The organism is Halobaculum sp. MBLA0143 (genome assembly GCF_041361465.1).
GTDB lineage: Archaea > Halobacteriota > Halobacteria > Halobacteriales > Haloferacaceae > JAHENP01.
On record NZ_JBGKAC010000001.1, the window covers coordinates 1018686 to 1038807 of the forward strand.

20 protein-coding genes are annotated in these 20122 nt (G+C 69.2%); 14 read left to right on the plus strand and 6 right to left on the minus strand.

What is annotated here, in order from left to right; translation table 11 throughout:
- Positions 1 to 68 precede the first annotated feature (68 nt).
- Positions 69 to 1166, plus strand: coding sequence for a hypothetical protein (locus tag RYH79_RS05335; RefSeq protein ID WP_370896961.1), 1098 nt, complete (start codon positions 69 to 71; stop codon positions 1164 to 1166).
- A 47-nt stretch (positions 1167 to 1213) separates the two neighbouring features.
- Entirely contained in the window at positions 1214 to 1741 is a 528-nt protein-coding gene (locus RYH79_RS05340; RefSeq protein ID WP_370896963.1) for a hypothetical protein, read from the plus strand.
- A gap of 59 nt (positions 1742 to 1800) precedes the next feature.
- Here the strand turns inward: RYH79_RS05340 and RYH79_RS05345 are convergent, their stop codons facing one another.
- Positions 1801 to 2577 carry a hypothetical protein gene (locus RYH79_RS05345; RefSeq protein WP_370896965.1) on the minus strand — a complete coding sequence of 259 codons (777 nt, stop codon included), beginning with the start codon at positions 2575 to 2577 and terminating at the stop codon, positions 1801 to 1803.
- A 139-nt stretch (positions 2578 to 2716) separates the two neighbouring features.
- On the opposite strand from RYH79_RS05345, the gene RYH79_RS05350 reads away from it, so the two are divergent.
- From RYH79_RS05350 to RYH79_RS05360, 3 genes are all read left to right on the plus strand, one after another.
- On the plus strand, positions 2717 to 3073 hold the full coding sequence (locus RYH79_RS05350; RefSeq protein ID WP_370896967.1) for a helix-turn-helix domain-containing protein: 357 nt from the start codon (positions 2717 to 2719) through the stop codon (positions 3071 to 3073).
- 96 nt (positions 3074 to 3169) lie between these two features.
- Entirely contained in the window at positions 3170 to 4126 is a 957-nt protein-coding gene (locus RYH79_RS05355; protein ID WP_370896969.1) for an HFX_2341 family transcriptional regulator, read from the plus strand.
- Positions 4127 to 4193: 67 nt separating this feature from the next.
- Positions 4194 to 5465 (plus strand): LeuA family protein, encoded by a 1272-nt coding sequence (locus RYH79_RS05360; RefSeq protein WP_370896971.1) that lies wholly within the window; start codon positions 4194 to 4196, stop codon positions 5463 to 5465.
- 1 nt (position 5466) lies between these two features.
- Here RYH79_RS05360 and RYH79_RS05365 read toward each other — a convergent pair whose 3' ends face one another.
- Positions 5467 to 5655 carry a hypothetical protein gene (locus RYH79_RS05365; protein WP_370896973.1) on the minus strand — a complete coding sequence of 63 codons (189 nt, stop codon included), beginning with the start codon at positions 5653 to 5655 and terminating at the stop codon, positions 5467 to 5469.
- 985 nt (positions 5656 to 6640) lie between these two features.
- Here RYH79_RS05365 and ilvB point away from each other — a divergent pair.
- Genes ilvB through ilvD form a run of 7 tightly spaced genes read left to right on the plus strand, consistent with a single transcriptional unit; the run spans position 6641 to position 15190 of the window.
- Positions 6641 to 8458: a biosynthetic-type acetolactate synthase large subunit gene (ilvB, locus tag RYH79_RS05370; protein ID WP_370896975.1), complete on the plus strand. Its 1818-nt coding sequence runs from the start codon at positions 6641 to 6643 to the stop codon at positions 8456 to 8458.
- Complete coding sequence (gene ilvN / locus RYH79_RS05375; RefSeq protein ID WP_370896977.1) at positions 8455 to 9252, plus strand: acetolactate synthase small subunit; 798 nt, start codon at positions 8455 to 8457, stop codon at positions 9250 to 9252. Before ilvB ends, ilvN begins: the two co-directional genes overlap by 4 nt.
- A complete protein-coding gene (ilvC, locus tag RYH79_RS05380; protein WP_370896979.1) occupies positions 9249 to 10337 on the plus strand; it encodes a ketol-acid reductoisomerase in 1089 nt (362 codons plus the stop codon). The genes ilvN and ilvC overlap by 4 nt, the downstream gene beginning before the upstream one ends.
- Entirely contained in the window at positions 10334 to 11791 is a 1458-nt protein-coding gene (locus tag RYH79_RS05385; protein WP_370896981.1) for a 3-isopropylmalate dehydratase large subunit, read from the plus strand. The genes ilvC and RYH79_RS05385 overlap by 4 nt, the downstream gene beginning before the upstream one ends.
- Positions 11788 to 12411, plus strand: a complete 624-nt coding sequence (locus tag RYH79_RS05390; protein ID WP_370896983.1) for a 3-isopropylmalate dehydratase small subunit — start codon at positions 11788 to 11790, stop codon at positions 12409 to 12411. The genes RYH79_RS05385 and RYH79_RS05390 overlap by 4 nt, the downstream gene beginning before the upstream one ends.
- A complete protein-coding gene (locus RYH79_RS05395; protein WP_370896985.1) occupies positions 12408 to 13415 on the plus strand; it encodes an isocitrate/isopropylmalate family dehydrogenase in 1008 nt (335 codons plus the stop codon). The genes RYH79_RS05390 and RYH79_RS05395 overlap by 4 nt, the downstream gene beginning before the upstream one ends.
- A gap of 26 nt (positions 13416 to 13441) precedes the next feature.
- Positions 13442 to 15190 carry a dihydroxy-acid dehydratase gene (gene ilvD, locus RYH79_RS05400; protein WP_370896987.1) on the plus strand — a complete coding sequence of 583 codons (1749 nt, stop codon included), beginning with the start codon at positions 13442 to 13444 and terminating at the stop codon, positions 15188 to 15190.
- Positions 15191 to 15196: 6 nt separating this feature from the next.
- Here the strand turns inward: ilvD and RYH79_RS05405 are convergent, their stop codons facing one another.
- From RYH79_RS05405 to RYH79_RS05420, 4 genes are all read right to left on the minus strand, one after another.
- The gene (locus RYH79_RS05405) at positions 15197 to 15760 is read right to left on the minus strand and encodes a cysteine hydrolase family protein (RefSeq protein ID WP_370896989.1); all 564 of its coding nucleotides are present in this window, start codon (positions 15758 to 15760) and stop codon (positions 15197 to 15199) included.
- Complete coding sequence (locus RYH79_RS05410; RefSeq protein WP_370896991.1) at positions 15757 to 16578, minus strand: YqcI/YcgG family protein; 822 nt, start codon at positions 16576 to 16578, stop codon at positions 15757 to 15759. Before RYH79_RS05410 ends, RYH79_RS05405 begins: the two co-directional genes overlap by 4 nt.
- Positions 16579 to 16681: 103 nt before the next feature.
- Positions 16682 to 17302: a GNAT family N-acetyltransferase gene (locus RYH79_RS05415; RefSeq protein ID WP_370900781.1), complete on the minus strand. Its 621-nt coding sequence runs from the start codon at positions 17300 to 17302 to the stop codon at positions 16682 to 16684.
- A 118-nt stretch (positions 17303 to 17420) separates the two neighbouring features.
- Positions 17421 to 18107 (minus strand): GNAT family N-acetyltransferase, encoded by a 687-nt coding sequence (locus tag RYH79_RS05420; protein WP_370896993.1) that lies wholly within the window; start codon positions 18105 to 18107, stop codon positions 17421 to 17423.
- A 114-nt stretch (positions 18108 to 18221) separates the two neighbouring features.
- On the opposite strand from RYH79_RS05420, the gene RYH79_RS05425 reads away from it, so the two are divergent.
- Together RYH79_RS05425 and RYH79_RS05430 are read left to right on the plus strand one after the other, a co-directional pair.
- Positions 18222 to 18746 (plus strand): hypothetical protein, encoded by a 525-nt coding sequence (locus tag RYH79_RS05425; protein WP_370896995.1) that lies wholly within the window; start codon positions 18222 to 18224, stop codon positions 18744 to 18746.
- A gap of 112 nt (positions 18747 to 18858) precedes the next feature.
- Positions 18859 to 20109 carry a tRNA (N(6)-L-threonylcarbamoyladenosine(37)-C(2))-methylthiotransferase gene (locus tag RYH79_RS05430; protein WP_370896997.1) on the plus strand — a complete coding sequence of 417 codons (1251 nt, stop codon included), beginning with the start codon at positions 18859 to 18861 and terminating at the stop codon, positions 20107 to 20109.
- The last annotated feature ends 13 nt before the right edge of the window (positions 20110 to 20122 follow it).

Below are 20122 nucleotides of genomic sequence, written 5' to 3' on the forward strand. Positions count from 1 at the left end.
TCCTACTCTCGGTTACAAATACGAGAGGTTAACAATAAGACTGGCTGTCCCGTACCGAATGAGTGAGTATGACGGTACACGAGCGTGGTACCCGCGGCGAATCGAGTTCGGGCGACGAGTCTGGAGCCGTCTCACGGCGAAGTGTGCTCCAGCAGACGGCGCTTGTGGCGTCCATCGGTGGCGTCGGTGGAATCGGCGTTACCGCGGGGACTGCTGCTGCTGCCTCGAAGTGTGGTAAAGACAACGCAGACGATCCGGGGACGCTTGAGATCGTCTGGAGCAATGAAAACGAGACAGTGGGTCGAGACGGCTGTAGCCGCAGCGCCCTGCGTGGCAAGAAGGTCATCAACGGGCACTCGGTCCAGTACCGGTTCAGTTACCAGCGACCAGACACCGACGAGTGGGAGCACATCTTCATGACCGGCTCCCACTCGGTGTACCAGAGAAGCGGGTACGACTGCAATAGTTGGGAGAGGACCGACGGCGTGATGGGACACAGAGTGACCGTCGACAACATCTACGGTGGGTATCTGAACAACCCGGTCTCCGGAAAGGAGGTGGGAGGAAATCCTCCCGAGGGGAGTGACAGTGGGTTCATCAGCGATGCAGCCGAACAGGTCGCAATGACTGCCATCACCGAAGCTATCGGTGCCATCAGTGCCCCCACCGGTATCGCCGCGGGCATCGCACTGGGACTGTTGGGCGACAGCAATGGCGAGAACGAGACTGACACTGACAGGATCATGTACGACTGGGACTACAGCAATGCGAAGTACTGTGGCTCCCACTTCCTCGAGTTCCGGGTGAAGGACTACAAGAACCCGGCACTGTCGGTGACAGACGAGTCGTGGGGGAGATACCCGACGTACGCCAAGTCAGTGCAAAACATCGACATCGGTGATCCGGTCACGGAGTCTTCCACCTCCAATCTAGTCGACACTGTGTCCACTGGTGACATCATCAAGACATCCCGGGGGGAGAGCGTCCGTGTGACCGGTGCAGAAGAGCAGACTACACAGATGAACGACAAGAAGCGGCGACTGTCGACCGACTCACTCCCCTCCCAGTTCGTCCAGAGCTACGACGGTGACCTCAACTCCACCGAGTTCGTGGCGTTCCCGGCGAGTGTACAGACCCGGTCGATTAGCGGTCGACGCCTGGAGTAACGGTCGACAGTCGAACTCGGCCCACACGAAGTCACAACGGACGATCAATGACAGAGGACACGCTCAAGACGACGAGACGGTCGGCGCTCGCGGCGACCCTCACGGGAGTGAGCGGCTGTATCGGGCTCGGGGGGGGGCAAGACGAAGCGCCGAAGCCACCGGTGCAGCTACTCGGGATCAAACTCGCTAACTGGACCCCGTTCGAGACGACACTCGACGTGGTCCTCCGGCGTGACGGCGAGACAGTCTTCGACGAGGTCGTCGAGTTCACTTCCATCGAAGCCGACGGCTGGGCCAAGAGCGTCGAGCCGACGTGGTCTGTCGCGCCGGCGAGGTACGAACTCCGTCTCTCGGGAGTCGACGGCCAGACACAACGGGCCTCGTTCCCCGGAAACATGGATTCGCCAGATAGGTGTATCTTCCTGGATATCGGCGTCAGGAAGGCTGGGTCCCCGTTCGAGTCGTCTCCGACGGATGTCGACCGGTACTACAAGATCGCCAGCTACCCAACTCGGGTGACAGAGCAGTTCGGGGAGCGCTGTCGGTTCGAGTCGCCGACTGAAAAACAGGAGTAGGCCCCTCTCGTACCGAGAACCTTTCGAGCAGTGCCACCACGGTGGCGCAGACTGGCGGGCTACTCCACGGGAACGAACTGTCGCTCACGACTGTCGAATTCGAGCGTGTCACTTTGACGGCGAAAGCTCAGACACCGGTCTCTCACCCATCGAACGGCGTCGACAGACGTGTTTTGGAACGAAACGCAGGGTGATCCATTGTCGAGGACGACGACACAACACTCCGGTTGGTCCGACTCGGCGACGACGAACACGAACGGCACTTCGCGCTCCGTCACGCCGACGTACTCCGGCACCGGCTCCCGATCTTCAGACAGTAGTTCGGGACTTGCGTCGAGGGCCGCTCGTTCGACGACCACCTCCGTCATCGCCTCCAACTCGAACTGTTCGAACGCTGGCAGGAGGATGGGCGTCGCAGCGAACACCTCGTCGTTTCGCTCGAAGATTTCGGCAACCGGTTCGAGCGGCTCGAGTGGGTCGTGGCGGCGTCGCTCGGCGATGCTCGCCTCACGGAGCACACAGGGGTCGAGCCCGTCGAGTGACGAGACGGGAGCCGTGTCGGAGACCCGTTCGAGAACCGCCGCCTCCGCGTGGAGCTGCTGGACACGAGTGAACAGTCGTGTCCCCACCGGTGTCGCGTCGTAGTACCCGTTCTGTTCCGTCAGGATCCCGACATCCTCGAGTTGGTTCAGCGCGCGATACACGGTGGACTGTGAGCGATCCGACTCGGCCGCGAGTTCGCGCCGATCCGTTGTGCCGTCGACCACGCGCTGCATCAACTCTCTGCGCTGGAGAAGGAGTCGGAGGCGTTCGTCGGGGACCGAACTCTGTGGCACAGAACTGTATTTGTGAGCCAACTACTAATACAGTCTCCTTCAACCCGAATGAATTACTAGAGAGCCGCCACCGTCACACGACACTAACGACTTGTTTCGAGTAAATAGCTACAAGTACATCGAGCCGGTGGTGGAGGGTATGGAGCCGGACCCGAATCGCGTCGAGGCGGAGCGGCGGATCGAACGACGGCTGGACGGCGACGCGGGGGTGGCGGAGGCGGCGGCGGCGCTCGAAACCGTCGCCCACGAGACGCGGTTGAGTCTGCTCGTCCTGTTGGCGGACCGAGGTGCGACGGAGACGGCGACGCTGGCGGACGCCGTCCCCGGCCACTGCAACGACGTGTACTACCACCTCGACACGATGGCCGACGCGGGGCTGGCCGCGCCCGTTCCCGAGGCGTCCCGGAAGACGTACCGTCCGACGGCCACCGGCGAGGCGTTCGCGGAGGACCTGCTCGCGGCGCTGGAACGGTTGTCTGCGGTCGACGACGCGTGAGAGCGGCGGCGGACGCGAGTATCGCCGCCCGTGCCGTCGTCGCCCGTGCCGGCCGAGACTGGTGTCTTATTTGTCCGCCCCCTCGTTGTGCCGGGTATGCAGACACACGTCGTTCCGGTGGGGTTCGACTACGACAGGCTGATCGCGCCGTTGGTGCGCGATCAGTTGACGGTCGACCGGGTGATCCTGCTGGAGGGGGCCGTCGGGAGCGAGGCGAACGTCCAGTACTCTCGGAACCTGACGCGGAAGCTGGAGACGGACTTCCAGAACCTCCTGGGGGCGAAGACGGAACGGGTGACTGTGGCGGACGTGTACGACTACGACACCGCCTTCGAACAGGCGTACGACCTCATCAACGCGGAGCTAGACGCCGACGCGGAGGTGTGGGTGAACGTCTCCGCGATGCCCCGGCCGGTGTCGTTCGCGTTCGCCACCGCCGCTCACTCCATCACGCTGGAGCGGCAGGCGGACCGCGATCGGATCCACACCTACTACACCGCCCCGGAGAAGTACCTGGAGACGGAGCTGGCCGAGGAGCTGCGCGACAGTCGAGACCTGTTGGCGGACGTGCGGGACCGACTCGACGCGGCAGCCGAGGGAGAGCCCGGAGGACCCGAGACGGACGACGACACGGACCGCGACGCGCTCCGAGAACGGGTGGAGACCCACCTCGCGGACGCGACGGAGCTGTTGTCGGAGTTCGACGAGCGCGGAACCACCATCGGCGCGAAGGAGATCGACGGCAGTCACATCGTCGAGCTACCGGTCGCGTCCTTCTCGAACGTGAAACCCTTCGAGGAGGTGATCCTGTTCGAGCTCGGTGAACACGGGGAGTTCGACTCCGTCTCGGAGCTGGCACAGGCGTTGGCCGACGAACTCGGCGAGGAGTACACGGACTCCTTCCGGTCGAAGGTGATCTACAACGTCGACCGGCTCGGCCCCGGCGAGAAGGGGTACATCGAACAGGAGTCACACGGGAAGTCCTACCGGACGCGTCTCTCCCGGATCGGAGAGCTGTGGGTGCGGGCCCACCGCGACAACGGGGAGGAGTGACGGAACGACGCCGTTCCGAAACGCCGAGAGATCTCTCCGGAGAACGGCTCACGACAGTATTGGCGGGGTGACAAGAGTTAACTCGGTACAGATTCACTGTCGATCCGCATGTTCGATACGGAGGATACGTCGGCTCGGCCGGCGGATCGAGTTCTTCGAGGGCACGTTAACTAGCGCCCCCGAGATCGACGACGTACGGATCTTCGACACCACGCTGCGGGACGGCGAGCAGACGCCGGGCACCTCGTTCACCCAGACGGAGAAACGCCAGACAGCGACGGCACTGGCGGAGATGGGTGTGGACGTGATCGAGGCCGGCTTCCCGGCGGTCTCCGACGACGAGTTCGCGGCGGTCGCGGAGATCGCCGAGACGGTCGACACGGAGATCGTCGGGCTGGCGCGTGTGGTCGAGGAGGACGTGACGGCCGCTCTGGAGGCGGGCGTGGACACGGTCCACGTCTTCTGTTCCACGAGCGAAGTACAGTTGGCAGACTCGATGCACGCCAGCCGCGAGGAGGCGATCGAGCGATCGGTGGACGCCGTCCGGCAGGTGCGCGAGGCGGGCGCGGACGTGATGTTCTCGCCGATGGACGCCACTCGGACGGCGGAGTCGTTCCTGATCGACGTGATCGAGGCCGTCGACGCGGTCGGCGTGGACTGGGTGAACGTCCCGGACACCTGTGGGGTGGCGACGCCGCGTCGGTTCGGCCGGCTCGTGGAGACGGTGTGTGACCACACGGACGCACGGGTCGACGTTCACACGCACGACGACTTCGGGATGGCGACGGCGAACGCGCTCGCGGGGTTCGAGGCCGGCGCCGACCAGGCGCAGGTGTCGGTCAACGGAATCGGCGAGCGCGCCGGCAACGCCGCCTTGGAGGAGGTGGTGATGGCCGCCGAGGGCGTGTACGGCGTCGACACCGGGATCGACACGACACGGATCGCGGGGCTGTCGGCCCGGATCGAGCGGGCCAGCGACGTGACCGTCCCGGGCAACAAGCCCGTCGTCGGCGACAACGCCTTCTCACACGAGAGTGGCATCCACGCGGCGGGGGTGATCGAGAACAGCGACACGTTCGAGCCGGGCGTCGTCACGCCGGAGATGGTGGGCGCCGACCGGCAGATCGTCCTCGGGAAACACGCCGGTCGCCACGCCGTCCGGGAGCGACTCCGGGAGGCCGGCTTCGCTCCGACGGACGCCGAGACCGCGACCGTCACCCAGCGCGTGAAGGAACGCGCCGACGAGGGCCGCGTGACGGAGACGGACCTGACGGAGATCGCGGCCGCCGCGGGCGTCGGCCGGGCCGACGGGACGGGAGAGTCCGTCCGGGGTGAGTGAGTCAGGCTCCCCCGAGCCCGACCTCACCGGACAGGGCAGACAGGAGACGGAACACGGCGTAGCTCCCGACGACGGAGACGACCGCCCAGAGAGCGACGCCGCCCGGCGTCTCGACGTTCCGGCCGTAGTTGAACGCCGTCGACGCGACACCGAACAGCAACGCGCCCGCAACGAGTCGAGTGTCTACCACGGTCTCAGTCGCCGTCGGACGAACAAATCTGTTCGGCTGTGGTGGCGGCTCGGCAGAAGGTGACGCACCGCGGGCTCAGCTCCGTCGTCTTCTCGCAGACGGCCGTCCCCCTGGCAGCCGACGGTAGCGATCGCGTCGAACAACGTCGAACAGACCGGCAATCTCTCGGCCCCGGCAGCCTCCTCGGCCTGCCTTTCCTCGTCGACGACCTCCGTCCGTGCGAAGACTGGCTCCCCGTCGTCGAGACGGACGGTCCCGTCTCGAGTTCGTGTCCACGACTGCGACGTCGACTCGAGCACCCCAACGCCACCTCGCCCGAACAGTTCGACGGGACCGTCGCCGTTCGACCCCGTCCCGACTCCACTCGTTGCCGCGAGTCCTGCGGTCGACCCGAGCCCACGCAGGCTCTCCCGTCGGTTCTGTCCCGACACCACCGGGAGGAAGACCCACGAGAGATAGAGCTCGGAGAGACACTATCTCGTGAGCTCTCCACTAGCCGGGTCGTCCTCGTGGAGGGGTGATCGCCTCTGTGAGTATTGTTACCGGCAGAGGAGTTAATAGTCTCCGGGGGGTGTTCTGGAGTACCATGCCACACATCGAGGGCACGTCGGTAGTACCGGCGGATCGAGTTCTTCCGAGAGCCGCCTGACGGCTCAGACGGCTCCAACCCACCGACGGCGGCGTCGAGACTCATCACTACGTCCGCGAACGAGGTGACACGGCGTCCGGCCGTGCGTCTCGCTGCGCCGCACCGTCGCTGTGGACTACAGTCCGTGGCAGACGGCCGGTCTGTTCTGACAGAGACGCGCCCGGCAGAGTGTAGTCCGTCGAGAGCCCGCCCGCAGCAGACCGAACAGTCGGTGGTCCGGTCCGACGGCCGGCTACGCCGAGACAACTTGCGAACGAATCCGACAGTGACACGACACACAACGAGACAGACAGGCGCACAGCGAGCGAGACAGACGAGACGGCGAGGTGACTGGCGGTGACCGACCCAGGCCCCGTCGCGCCGCAGTCTACGGCCGGAGAGAGCCCCGACCACGAACCGGACGCGCCGGCCGAAGACTCGACGGACGCCGGCGCGACCGACGCGGACGCGACGACTCCCGACGCAACGACGACCCACTCGGGCGCAGAGGCGGTCGTGGCGGCACTCGAACGCGCCGGTCTGGACACGTTGTTCGGCGTCCAGGGCGGCGCGATCATGCCCGTGTACGACGCCCTGCACGACGCCGACGCGCGCCACGTCACGATGGCTCACGAGCAGGCGGCGGCCCACGCGGCCGACGCCTACGGTCAGGTGACCGGCGAGCCGGGCGTCTGTCTGGCCACCTCCGGCCCGGGGGCGACGAACCTCGTCACCGGGCTGGCGGACGCCGACATGGACTCCGACCCCGTGCTCGCGCTGACGGGGCAGGTGCCGACGGACCTCGTCGGCCGGGACGCCTTCCAGGAGACGGACACGACGGGCGTCACCACGCCCGTGACGAAGGCGAACTACTTCGCGGGCGACCCGGACACGGTCGGCGAGACGGTCGGCGAGGCGGCCGCGATGGCCGCCGAGGGGCGACAGGGCCCGACGCTCGTCGACCTCCCGAAGGACGTGACCGGCGCAGAGACGGACGCGACCGTCGGCGAGCCGGCGACGCCGTCGACACACGACCCGCCCGAGCGGGCGAGCGACGAACGGGTGGCCGGAGCCGCGGCGGCGTTCGAGCGCGCAGAGCGGCCGTTGATCCTCGCCGGCGGCGGCGTGATCGCGGCCGAGGCGACGGACCAGCTGGCCGAGTTAGCGACGGACCACGGCGTCCCGGTGACGACGACGATGCCCGGAATCGGCGCGTTCCCGGAGGACCACGACCTGTGTCTCTCCTGGGCCGGAATGCACGGCACCGGGTACGCGAACGCCGCCATCAACCACTGTGACCTCCTGGTCGGCGTCGGCACACGGTTCGACGACCGGCTGACCGGCGGGGTCGACACGTTCGCCCCGGACGCGGAGGTGATTCACGTCGACATCGACCCCGCGGAGATCTCGAAGAACGTTCACGCGGACTACCCGCTCGTTGGCGACGCCGGGACGGTGCTGGGGCAGTTGGCTGACGCCGTGGAGCAGTCGCCCGAGACCGCCGCCTGGCGCGAGCAGTGTGCCGACTGGAAGGCGTCGTACCCGATGGACTACGCCGCGCCGCCGGATCGACCGATCAAGCCACAGTTCGTGGTGGAGGTGGCCGACGCCGCGACGCCCGACGACACGATCGTCACGACCGGCGTCGGCCAACACCAGATGTGGGCGGGCCAGTACTGGACGTACACGGAGCCGCGGACGTTCGTCTCCTCACACGGCCTGGGGACGATGGGGTACGGGCTGCCGGCGGCCATCGGCGCGAAGGCCGCCGCCCCGGAGCGCGATGTGGTGTGTTTCGACGGCGACGGCTCGTTCCTGATGACGTGCCAAGAGTTGTCCGTCGCCGTCCGGGAACAGATGGATCTGGTCGTGTTCGTCCTCAACAACGAGGGCGTCGGGATGGTGCGTCAGTGGCAGGACGGCTTCTACGACGGCCGACACGTCGCCTCGGAGTACCCCTGGGTGCCGGACTTCGCCGCGCTGGCGGAGGCGTTCGGCGCGACCGGCGAGCGGGCGACCACCTACGAGGAACTGCCCGAAACCGTCGAGACCGCCCTCGAGACGGACGGTCCCGTCGTGGTCGACGTCCACATCGATCCGGACGAGAACGTGTTCCCGATGGTGCCGAGCGGCGGCGCGAACGACCAGTTCGCCCTGACGGGGGGTCACCTGTGACCACAGACGACGACGGCGACGCCGGCGAGCCGGCGACGCCGCCGGCGGTCGAGGCCGGGTCGCTCCCGACGGAGTCGTTCCGGGCGCGCCCGGAGCCACACGACGGGCTGCCGGCCGACGGGAGCCTCGCCGGGCCGGCGCCGTCGGACCGGGAGTCGCCGGCCGGCGAGCGGACGACCGACGGCGTGCGGCTGGCGGACGCCGCACGAGACGACGACGGCCGACGGCGGCGAGTGCTGTCGGCAGTCGTCGACCACGACCCGGGCGTCCTCTCTGCCGTCTCCGGGCTGTTCTCTCGGCGGATGTTCAACATCGAGAGCCTGACGGTCGGCCCGACGGCCGACGAGGCGTACGCCCGGATGACGATCGTCGTCGACGAGTCCGGCGCGGGCGTGGAACAGGCACGAAAGCAGCTGGCCGGGCTGCCGACCGTCCACCTCGTCCGGGAGTTGGACACGGAGCCGGTCGAGCGCGAGCTCGCGCTCGTCAAGATCGACTGCCCGGACCCGGGCGAGGTGGAGGCCCTGGCCGGGATGCACGACGCCGAGGTGGTCGCGATCGGGCCGGAGGCGGCGACAGTCCAGATCACCGGGACGGAACGCGCCGTCGACGACGCGGTGGCGGCGTTCTCCCGGTTCCGGATCAGGGAGGTGTCCCGCACCGGGACGACCGCGCTGGACCGCACGGCCGACACCGTCTACGACCGAGCGGACCACGGCACCGCGCCGCCGGACTTCGACCCGAGCGCCGGCGAGGAACCTGACGCGACTGACGACGACACACACGACGCATGACAGACGACGCACACACCGACACCGACGAGACAGCGGACACGCACGACACCGACGCGCAGATCTACTACGAGACGGACGCGGACGACCGGCTCCTCCGCGACGAGACGGTCGCGGTGCTGGGGTACGGCAGCCAGGGCCACGCCCACGCCCAGAACCTGGCCGACAGCGGCGTCGACGTGGTGGTCGGGCTCCGAGAGGCGTCCGACTCGCGGCCGGTCGCCCGCGAGGACGGGCTCCGGGTTGCGACGCCCGCGGAAGCCGCGGCGGAGGCGGACCTGGTCTCGATGCTCGTCCCCGACACGGTCCAGCCCGCGGTGTACGAGCAGATCGCGCCGGAGCTGGAGCCGGGCGACACGCTCCAGTTCGCCCACGGGTTCAACGTCCACTACGACCAGATCGAGCCGCCGGCCGAGGTGGACGTGACGATGGTCGCGCCGAAGGGACCGGGCCACATCGTCCGACGGGACTACCGCCGGGGCGAGGGGACACCCGGGCTCCTGGCGGTGTACCGCGACGCCACCGGCGACGCCCACGACCGGGCGCTGGCGTACGCCCAGGCTATCGGCTGCACCAGGGCCGGCGTCGTGGAGACGACGTTCCGCGAGGAGACGGAGACGGACCTGTTCGGCGAGCAGGCGGTGTTGTGTGGCGGGGTGACGGAGCTGATCGAGGCCGGCTTCGAGACGCTGGTCGACGCCGGCTACAGCCCGGAGATGGCGTACTTCGAGTGTCTCAACGAGATGAAGCTGATCGTCGACCTGCTGTACGAGGGCGGGACGACGGAGATGTGGGACTCCGTGTCCGACACCGCGGAGTACGGCGGGCTCACGCGCGGCGAAGACGTGATCGACGACGACGTACGCGAGAACATGGAGACGGTGCTCGAAGAGGTGCAGGACGGCACGTTCGCCCGGGAGTGGATCACGGAAGACCGAGCCGGCCGGCCGGCGTACGGCCAACGGCGTGCCGCGGCCGCCGACCACGAGATCGAACGGGTGGGCGCGGAGCTACGAGAGCTGTTCGCCTGGAGCGACGAGAAGGACGAAGAGACGGCGAAACGAGAGCCGGAGGCCGACGCAGTATGAGCGACGGAACGCTGTACGACAAGGTGTGGGAGCGCCACAAGGTGGAAGAACTGCCGGACGGCCGCGACCAGCTGTTCGTCGGACTCCACCTGATCCACGAGGTGACGAGCCCGCAGGCGTTCGGAATGCTCCGCGAACGTGACCTGGAGGTGGCGTTCCCGGAACGAACCGTGGCGACGACGGACCATGTCGTCCCGACGGTGTCCGACGAGCGCGAGCGACCGCTGGCGGACGACCAGGCGGAGACGATGCTGTCGGAACTGGAACGGAACGTCTCGGAGGCGGGCGTCCGTTTCTTCGGGCTGGGTGACGACCGTCAGGGGATCACCCACGTCGTCGCGCCCGAGCAGGGGCTCACCCGGCCGGGGATGACCGTCGCGTGTGGCGACTCGCACACGTCGACCCACGGCGCGCTCGGCGCCGTCGGCGTCGGGATCGGCACCTCACAGATTCGGGACGTGCTGTCGACCGGCTGTATCGCCGCCGAGAAGAGAGACGTGCGCCGGATCGAGGTGACGGGGTCGCTGGACGGGTGGACGAGCGCGAAGGACCTGATCCTCACGCTGATCCGGCGGCTGGGCGTCGACGGCGGCGTCGGCCACGTGTACGAGTACGGCGGCCCGGCGGTGCGCGCGCTGGACGTGGAGGGTCGACTCGCCCTGTGCAACATGTCAATCGAGGGTGGCGCGCGGGCGGGCTACGTCCAGCCGGACGAGACGACGTACGACTACCTCCGGGGCAAGCCGTTCGCGCCGGAGGGCGAGGCGTTCGCAGCCGCCCGCGAGGAGTGGGACGCAGTCCGGTCGGACGCGGACGCGACGTACGACGACGTGGTGACGGTCGACGCCGACGACCTGGAGCCGGTCGTCACCTGGGGGACGAACCCGGCACAGGCGGTCGGTGTCACCGAGCCGGTGCCGGAGCCGTCGTCGCTCCCCGAGGACGAACGCGAGGCTGCCAGGACGGCACAGGCTCACACCGGCGTGACGCCGGGCGAGCCGGTCGCCGGGACGGCCGTCGACGTGGTGTTCCTGGGCACCTGTACGAACGGTCGCGTGTCGGACTTCCGGCGGGCGGCGGCGGTGTTGGAGGGGCGTGGCCCCGACGAGACGGGCGCCGTCGGCGACGGCGACCCGGTCCACGAGGTCGCCGACGGCGTCCGAGCGGTCGCGGTGCCGGGCTCCGAGACCGTCAGAGAACGGCTGGAGGCCGGCGGCGTCGCGGACACGTTCCGGGCGGCCGGCTTCGACTGGCGCCAGGCCGGCTGTTCGATGTGTCTGGCGATGAACGGGGACGAACTCGTCGGCGACGAGCTGTGTGTGTCGTCGTCGAACCGGAACTACGTCGGCCGGCAGGGGTCGACGGACGCCCGGACGGTGTTGGCGAGCCCGGCGACGGCGACGGCGTCGGCCGTCCGCGGGGTCGTCACGGACCCTCGGGAGGTGACCGAATGAGTCTCCCCGAACGGGGGTCTGCGGTGCGGCGCGTCGCCGGCACGGCCGTCCCGTTGCCCGGCGACGACGTGGACACGGACCAGATCGTCCCCGCGCGGTTCCTCAAGGCCGTCACCTTCGACGAGATGGGGGAGTACGTGTTCTACGACGAGCGGGCGGCCGCGGACGGCGACCACCCGTTCGACGACCCGGCGTACCAGGGTGCCCGGATCCTGGTCGTCGGCGACAACTTCGGCTGTGGCTCCTCGCGGGAGCACGCCCCGCAGGCGTTGCTCCGGTGGGGTGTTCGCGGCATCGTCGGCGTCTCCTTCGCCGAGATCTTCGCCGACAACTGCTCGTCGCTGGGGGTGCCGACCGTTACGACCGACAGAGAGACGGTCGACGACCTCCGGGGGTTCGTGCGGTCGAACCCGGACGCTGGTATCGAGATCGACGTGGTCGACGAACGGGTCGTGTACGACGGTCGGGAAGTTCCGGTCGGGATCGACGACTCCGCGCGCGCCGCGCTCGTCGACGGGCAGTGGGACACCACGACGATGATGCGGGCGAACCTGGACGCGGCCCGGGAGACCGCGGCGGAACTGCCGTACACGGACACGAAGCCGGGAGGGGAGCCGTGACGGACGAGGTGCTCGTGATCGAGGGCGACGGGGTCGGCCGCGAGGTGGTGCCGGCGGCAGTTCGAGTGTTGGAGGCGACGGACGCGCCGTTGTCGTTCGCGTCGGCGCCCGCCGGCGACGCGGTCGCAGAGCGGACGGGCGAGCCGTTGCCGGCGGAGACGTACGACCGTGCGGCCGCCGCCGACGCCGTCCTGTTCGGTGCCGCCGGCGAGACGGCCGCGGACGTGATCTTACCGCTCCGGGAGGCGGTCGGCTCGTTCGCCAACGTCCGGCCCGCCCGCGGGTACCCCGGTGTCGACGCCGTCCGACCGGGGACGGACCTCGTCTTCGTTCGGGAGAACACGGAGGGGGTGTACGCCGGCCACGAGGCGGAGGTCGCCGACGGCGTGGCGACGACCACCCGGGTCGTCACCCGGGAGGCCTCCCGGCGAATCGCCGAGTTCGGCTTCGAGTACGCCGCCGACCGCGGGCTGTCGGTGACGGTCGCGCACAAGACGAACGTGATGCGGGCGACGGACGGACTGTTCCTGGAGACGGTCGAGACCGTCGCCGAGGAACGCGGCGCAGACTACGAGGCGGCGCTGATGGACGCACTGGCGACGGAGCTCGTGACGGATCCGACGGCCCACGAGGTGATCCTCACGCCGAACCTCGCGGGCGACGTGTTGTCGGACCTGGCGGCCGGCCTGGTCGGCGGACTCGGACTGTTGCCCAGCGCGAACGTCGGCCGCGACGGCGGGCTGTTCGAGCCGGTCCACGGCACCGCGCCGGACATCGCGGGCGAGGGCGTCGCCAACCCGACCGCGACGCTGCTGTCCGCGGCGCTCCTGTTGGAGCACCTGGGTCACGACGACGCCGCGACGGCGGTCGAGGAGGCGACGGAGACGACGCTGGCCGAGGGGCCACACACCCCGGACCTGGGCGGCGACGCGACGACCGAGGCCGTGACGGAGGCGGTCGTCGACAGGCTGGGGAGGGAGGCGACGACTGTCCACGAGCAGTGAACACAGATGCAGATACAACACACACGATGAGCAGTCAGCGATCCGACGACACGGACGGACGGACGGACAGAGACGCGAAAGACCCGGAGCTGCCGAGCGCGGCGGTGACGGAGGGGGCGGATCGCGCACCACACCGCGCGATGTTCCGGGCGATGGGGTACGACGACCGGGACCTGTCGGCCCCGATGGTGGGGATCGCCAACCCCGCCGCGGAGATCACGCCGTGTAACGTCCACTTAGACGACGTGGCGGCCGCGGCCCACGACGGCGTCGCCGACGCCGGGGGGATGCCAGTGGAGTTCGGCACGATCACTATCAGCGACGCCATCTCGATGGGGACGGAGGGGATGAAGGCCTCGCTGATCTCCCGCGAGGTGATCGCCGACTCCGTCGAACTCGTCGCGTTCGGGGAGTCGTTGGACGCGCTCGTGACGGTCGCGGGCTGTGACAAGAACCTGCCGGGGATGATGATGGCGGCGATCCGGACGGACCTGCCGACGGTGTTCTGCTACGGCGGGACGATCCTCCCCGGGGAGTTCCAGGGCGAACAGGTGACGATCCAGGACGTGTTCGAAGGGGTCGGCGCCCACGCGGAGGGTGACCTCTCTCGAGCGGAGTTGGAGGAACTGGAGCACGCCGCCTGCCCTGGGGAGGGGTCGTGTGCGGGCATGTACACTGCGAACACGATGGCGACGCTGTCGGAGGGGCTCGGGCTCGCGCCGCTGGGGTCCGCGACCGCGCCGGCGCCGACGGAAGAACGCCAGCGTGTCGCCGAGCGGGCCGGCGAGACGGCCCTGGACGCCGTCGCCGACCGGCGGCGCCCTTCGGAGATCCTCACCCGGGAGTCGTTCGAGAACGCGGTGGCGCTCCAGGTGGCCGTCGGCGGGTCGACGAACGCCGTGCTCCACCTGCTCGCGCTGGCGGCGGAGGCGGGGATCGACCTGGAGATCGGGGAGTTCGACGAGATCTCTCGTCGGACGCCCCACGTCGCCAACCTCCGGCCGGGCGGGACGTACGTCATGGCGGATCTCCACCGACAGGGCGGCGTGCCGGTCGTGATCCGGCGGCTGTTGGACGCGGGGCTGCTCCACGGTGACGCCGCGACCGTCACCGGACGGACGATCCGGGAGGAGATCGAGCACCTAGATCTCCCCGCAGACGACGAGGTGGACCCGGAGGTCGTGCGACCGGTGTCGAACCCGATCCACGAACAGGGTGCGATCGTCGTCTTAGAGGGGAACCTCGCGCCCGACGGCGCGGTGCTGAAGGTGACCGGCGACGACGTGGTCGAACACGAAGGGCCAGCCCGGGTGTTCGAAGACGAGGAGACGGCGATGGCGTGGGTGCAGGACGGCAACCTCCAGTCGGGGGACACGCTCGTCATCCGCAACGAGGGCCCGCGCGGCGGCCCGGGGATGCGGGAGATGTTGGGCGTCACCGCTGCGGTCGTCGGCCAGGGCCACGAGGACGACGTGGCGTTGCTGACGGACGGCCGTTTCTCCGGGGCGACCCGTGGGCCGATGGTGGGTCACGTCGCGCCGGAGGCGGCTGCGGGCGGTCCGATCGCCGCGCTGGAGGACGGCGACACCGTCCGCGTGGACGTGTCCGACCGGACGCTCGCGGTAGACGTGAGCGACGCGGAGATCCAGCGACGACTCGACGAGCGCGAGCCGCCAGCGCCCGCCTACGAGTCGGGCGTGCTGGCGAAGTACGGTCGGACGTTCGGGTCGGCCGCCGACGGCGCGCCGACGAACCCAGCGGCACGCCGAGAGTGAGTCGAGCTACGGATCGAACCGCGCCAACAACTGGGCCGTCGTCGCAACGACCGCGAACTCGCCGTCGAGGTGGGCGAGTGCGGTCCGGTGGACTTCGCCCGCCGGAATCGTCTCGCCGTCGAGTTCGCGGTCGTGGGTGGCGCTCGCGTCACGCGCCAGGAACACCTCGTAACCGCGATTCTCGGCGGCCCGGGTCGTCGTCGACACGCAGTGGTCCGTGGTGAGCCCGGCGACGACCACCCGTCCGACGCCGAACTGGTCGAGCCACCCCGCCAGCCCGGTGCCGAGGAACGCGCCGTTGACCCGTTTCGTGAACGTCGCCTCCGGCCCGTCGGCCGTCGGCGAGGGGCCGAGCCCGTCGAGGAACGCGAACCCCGGCTCGCCCCGAGACAGCGGGGAGTCGGGCTCCGTCGAGTCGTGTCGGACGTGTGCGACCGGCCAGCCGGCCGCGCGCCAGGCGTCCAGCAGTTCCCGGGCGTTCACCTCGGCGTCGGGATTGGTCCGCTCGCCCCAGCGGTCGTCGTGGAAGCCGCGCTGGAGGTCGACGAGGAGCAACGCCGGTGGACTCACGACGAGCCTCCGCCGGCGACGGGGTCGACCGCGGGCGACACCTTCGGGTGGTCACGGGTCACGTGGATGGGACACTCGTCGGGCGACTGCTCGGGGTTCGACTCCAGCATGTACTGTAGCCACTCGCGGTCACCCTCGGTCCCCCAGTCGCCGAGGTCGGCGTGGGGACAGACGCCGTCGTAGTCGACGAGTCGGTCCTGGATCGTGTCGCGGGCGCGCTCGCCGGCCTCCGTGTCGGCGGTCACGCCCATCGTCTCGAACAGGGCACGGGGCTGGAACGTGATCTCCAGCCCGACCGGGCAGTACCGGCTCATCCGGTCGTCGTAGAAGGGTGCCCGACAGGTGGGGAAGATCGGTTCGTCGTCGAAACAGAACTCCCAGTAGGGGTCGTCGGGGTCCGTCGGAATCTCCTCCGGCCACGGCTCGGGGTCGTGGACGTGGAGGAACTGGAGGACGTGCCACAGCCGTTCGTGGTACGCCGCCTCCGACAGCGACTCCTCGGGCGGCCGGAAGAACGTCACCAGCGACGCGCGCTGGCTGTGGTCGTCCCACACCCGGAGGTACTCCCGGAGCGTGTCGCGCAGCCCCAACAACGCGTCGGGGTCGGTCGTCGACGGGACGACTGTGTACAACGGGTCGCCGGCGGCGACGGACTCCGCGCCGAAGAAACACGGGAACGGCTCGCCGTCCCGCTCGCCCGTGAGTCCCTCGTAGAAGCTCTCCCAGTGATCCCGCGCCCAGTCGGGGTAGTCGCCGGACTCGACGCGCTCGCGGAACGTCGTCTGGTCGACGAGCGCCTGGACTCCGGGCTCGTTCATACCGTCCGTTCGGCCCGGAGCGACTTCGGGGTGTCGTCTCCGCGCGGCACGAACGCGAGGTGTCGTCTCCAGACGGACCGACGGAACGACGCCGCGACCGTCGTCACGGCGACAACACGCTCGTCCCGCCGTCCGTGGCCGACAGCCACTCGGCCCGCGAGATGGAGTACTGAACCTCGTCGTGGACGGTGCCGTCGTCGTACGCGGTGACGTTGCGCTCGACGCCGTCGCGGCGGCCGCCGAGCCGGTCGACGTACTTCTCGATGGCCCGCCCCGACTGCTCGTTGCGGGGCTCGTGGCTCACCCGGACGACCCCCAGGTCGAGGCGGTCGAAGGCGAGCTCTACGAGCGCGGTCGCCCGCTCGCCGGAGTAGCCCCGCCCCCAGAACGGCTCGCGGAGCCAGACGCCGAGGTAGCCCGCACGGCGGTCCCAGTCGACGTCGAGCCCGCCGAAGCCGACGATCTCGCCGGGGTCGCCGCCCAGCTCTCCTTCGCGGAGCCGGATCACGTACGCCGCGGTCTCGCCGTCGGCCCACCCCGCCCGACCGCGTTCGAGGAACGACTCCGAGGTCCTCGGGGCGTCGTGTGGCGACCACGGCAGCCACCGGGTGAGCCGCTCCATCCCGTCGCCGGAACAGATCTCGTACACCCGGGTCGCGTCGACGTACGCCGGCGTCCGTGGCTCCAACAGCAGTCGTTCCGTCCGGATGCGCTCGGGGAACAGCTCCGACTCCGCCGCTGGCGTCGACTGCGCCGGTGTCTCCGCCGCCGGCGCCGACTCCGTTCCCGCCGACTCCGCCGCCGGCGCCGACTCCGTTCCCGCCGACCCCGCCGACGGCGTCTCACTCATCCGTCGTCGCCTCGGGCGTCACCTCTGCCGGCGGGACGCCTTCGAGTGCCGGCTCGTCGAGCTCGTCGACGAACGTCGCCGGCGGCTCGTCGACGGTCGCTTCGTACTCCTCGCGGGAGACGCTGAAGCTGACGGTGTCGTGTGGCTCGCCGCCGACGGCCACCTCGTTGCGGAAGCGACCCTCGCGGCGACCACCCATGCTCTCGACGTACTTCTCGATGGCCCGGACGGACTGCTCGTTGTCCGGCAGCACGTCGACGGAGACGATCTCCAAGTCGAGCCGTTCGAACGCGAGCGCCGCCAGCGCCCGGGCGCGCTCGCCGGAGTAGCCCCGGCCCCAGAACGGCTTCCGGAGCCAGACGCCCAGCGTCCCGCGCCGACGGTCCCAGTCGGGGCCGAGGGCGGCGTTGCCGGCCAACAGCCCGGCGTAGGGCTCGCCCTCGCGCGGGATCACGACGTAGCCCGCCCACTCGTGGTCGTCCCACTTCTCCGTGAAGTCTGCCAGCACGTCTGCGCTCTCCTTCGGGTGGTCGTGGGGCTCCCAGGAGAGGAACTCCGTCTCTCGGTCGATCGTCGTCGTCTGTCCCGCGCCGGCGGCCGCGTAGAACTGCCTGGCCCCGAGCGCGCGGTCCATCCGTTCGAGCCGGAGTCGGTCCGTCTCGATCAGTTCGGGGAACATTCGTCTGGGGTGTCGTGTCGGGGGTCAAAAATCCTCGCCGGGGTGTGTGAGTGGTTTCCAGTGTCGCCGCAACACCCGAAGAGACAAGTGTCTCTCCGGACGCGACCCGAGACGATGGACGAGAGCGGTCGCGCGACAACGACGAGCAGACGACGGATCCTGGCCGGCGTGCTCGCCGTCACCGCCGGCTGTGGCGGGACGCCCTCGGAGTCGACACCGGAGCCGCTGCCGTACCGACACCTGGAGTCCGAGCCGTTGTACGTCGGCGAGACGGTCGAGGCGGCGTTCCCGGACGGGGTCGGCTTCGTCTCGGAGCCGACGGCGGCGACGCTGGCGGTGTTGGGACGGGAGACGGCGGTCGACGGCGGCCGCGTCGGCGAGTGGCTGACCGCCGGCGTCGCGGTCGCCGTCGCCGGACGCCCGGCCAGGCCGACGCTGTGGCGGCTCCTCACCTCGGGTGGTGTCGACGAGTCGTTCACCGTCAGCTTCGACCCGGACGGTGGGTCGGAGTCGTACCTCGTCGCCGCCGTCGACCCGGTCGACGACCGACGGCTCGTCCCGATCTTCGCCGACAGCGAGTTCCAGCGACCCGTCACGTACGCGGTCGACGACGTGCTTCGCGGGGTGGTCGAGGGGTAGACGCGGGGTGGACGGCCGGGCAGTCGACGGACGCCGGTGACCGCCCGCCCCCGCCTGGCGACCCCACACCGCAACCCTGATTCGCGCGGCTCCGCTACGGAGTGGTACTCAGATGGCGACCTACCACATCGAGACGTACGGCTGCACCTCCAACCAGGGGGAGAGCCGCCGAATCGAGCGGTCGCTCCGCGACGGGGGCCACCGCCCGGTCGACGGGCCAGAGGAGGCGGACGTGGCGATCCTGAACACCTGTACGGTCGTCGAGAAGACGGAGCGGAACATGCTCCGGCGGGCCGAGGAGCTGGACGACACCGCGGCGGACCTGATCGTGACGGGCTGTATGGCGCTCGCCCAGGGCGACGAGTTCGAGTCGGCCGACGTGGACGCCCAGGTGCTCCACTGGGACGACGTGCCGACGGCCGTCCGCAACGGTGAGTGTCCGACGACGACCGGCGGGACGGAGCCGATCCTCGACGGCGAGGTCGGGATCCTCCCCATCGCGCGGGGCTGTATGTCGAACTGTTCGTACTGTATCACGAAGTTCGCCACCGGCCGGATCGACTCCCCCCCGGTCGCGGACAACGTCGAGAAGGCACGGGCGCTGATCCACGCCGGCGCCTCGGAGGTCCGCGTCACCGGTCAGGACACTGGCGTGTACGGCTGGGACGAGGGGGAACGGAAGCTGCCGGAACTGCTCGACCGGATCTGCGACGTCGACGGTCAGTTCCGGGTGCGTGTCGGGATGGCGAACCCCGGCGGCGTCCACGGCATCCGCGAGGAACTGGCGGACGTGTTCGCTCGTAACGAGGAGCTGTACAACTTCATCCACCTCCCGGTCCAGTCCGGATCGAACGACGTGTTGGAGGAGATGCGCCGTCAGCACCGCGTCGAGAAGTTCCTGGAGATCGTCGAGACGTTCGACGACCGGCTGGACCACTGGACGCTGTCGACGGACTTCGTCGTCGGGTTCCCGACGGAGACGGACCACGACCACGAGCAGTCGATGGCGTTGCTGCGCGAGGTCCGTCCGGAGAAGGTGAACGTCACGCGGTTCTCGAAGCGCCCGGGCACGGACGCCGCCGAGATGAAGGGGCTCGGTGGGACGATCAAGAAGGAACGCTCGAAGGAGATGAGCGCCGAAAAGCGGGAGATCGTCGAGGCCGCCCACGAGGCGATGGTGGGCGAGCGCTTCGACGTGTTGGCCGTCGAAGACGGCACCGCCGACTCGATCAAGTGCCGCGACCCGGCCTACCGCCAGGTGATCGTCCAGAACGCGAGCGACCACGGGGTCGAGCTCGGCGACTTCCTGGAAGTCGAGATCACCGGCCAGAACACGATGTACGCCTTCGGCGAACCGGTGTGACCGGCGGTTGCGG

Coding starts and splice junctions, on each gene's coding strand:
- RYH79_RS05335 (WP_370896961.1), top strand. CDS start 69: ATGACGGTACACGAGCGTGGTACCCGCGGCGAATCGAGTTCGGGCGAC.
- RYH79_RS05340 (WP_370896963.1), top strand. CDS start 1,214: ATGACAGAGGACACGCTCAAGACGACGAGACGGTCGGCGCTCGCGGCG.
- RYH79_RS05350 (WP_370896967.1), top strand. CDS start 2,717: ATGGAGCCGGACCCGAATCGCGTCGAGGCGGAGCGGCGGATCGAACGA.
- RYH79_RS05355 (WP_370896969.1), top strand. CDS start 3,170: ATGCAGACACACGTCGTTCCGGTGGGGTTCGACTACGACAGGCTGATC.
- ilvC (WP_370896979.1), top strand. CDS start 9,249: ATGACAGACGACGCACACACCGACACCGACGAGACAGCGGACACGCAC.
- RYH79_RS05385 (WP_370896981.1), top strand. CDS start 10,334: ATGAGCGACGGAACGCTGTACGACAAGGTGTGGGAGCGCCACAAGGTG.
- RYH79_RS05390 (WP_370896983.1), top strand. CDS start 11,788: ATGAGTCTCCCCGAACGGGGGTCTGCGGTGCGGCGCGTCGCCGGCACG.
- ilvD (WP_370896987.1), top strand. CDS start 13,442: ATGAGCAGTCAGCGATCCGACGACACGGACGGACGGACGGACAGAGAC.
- RYH79_RS05410 (WP_370896991.1), bottom strand. CDS start 16,578: ATGAACGAGCCCGGAGTCCAGGCGCTCGTCGACCAGACGACGTTCCGC.
- RYH79_RS05420 (WP_370896993.1), bottom strand. CDS start 18,107: ATGTTCCCCGAACTGATCGAGACGGACCGACTCCGGCTCGAACGGATG.
- RYH79_RS05425 (WP_370896995.1), top strand. CDS start 18,222: ATGGACGAGAGCGGTCGCGCGACAACGACGAGCAGACGACGGATCCTG.
- RYH79_RS05430 (WP_370896997.1), top strand. CDS start 18,859: ATGGCGACCTACCACATCGAGACGTACGGCTGCACCTCCAACCAGGGG.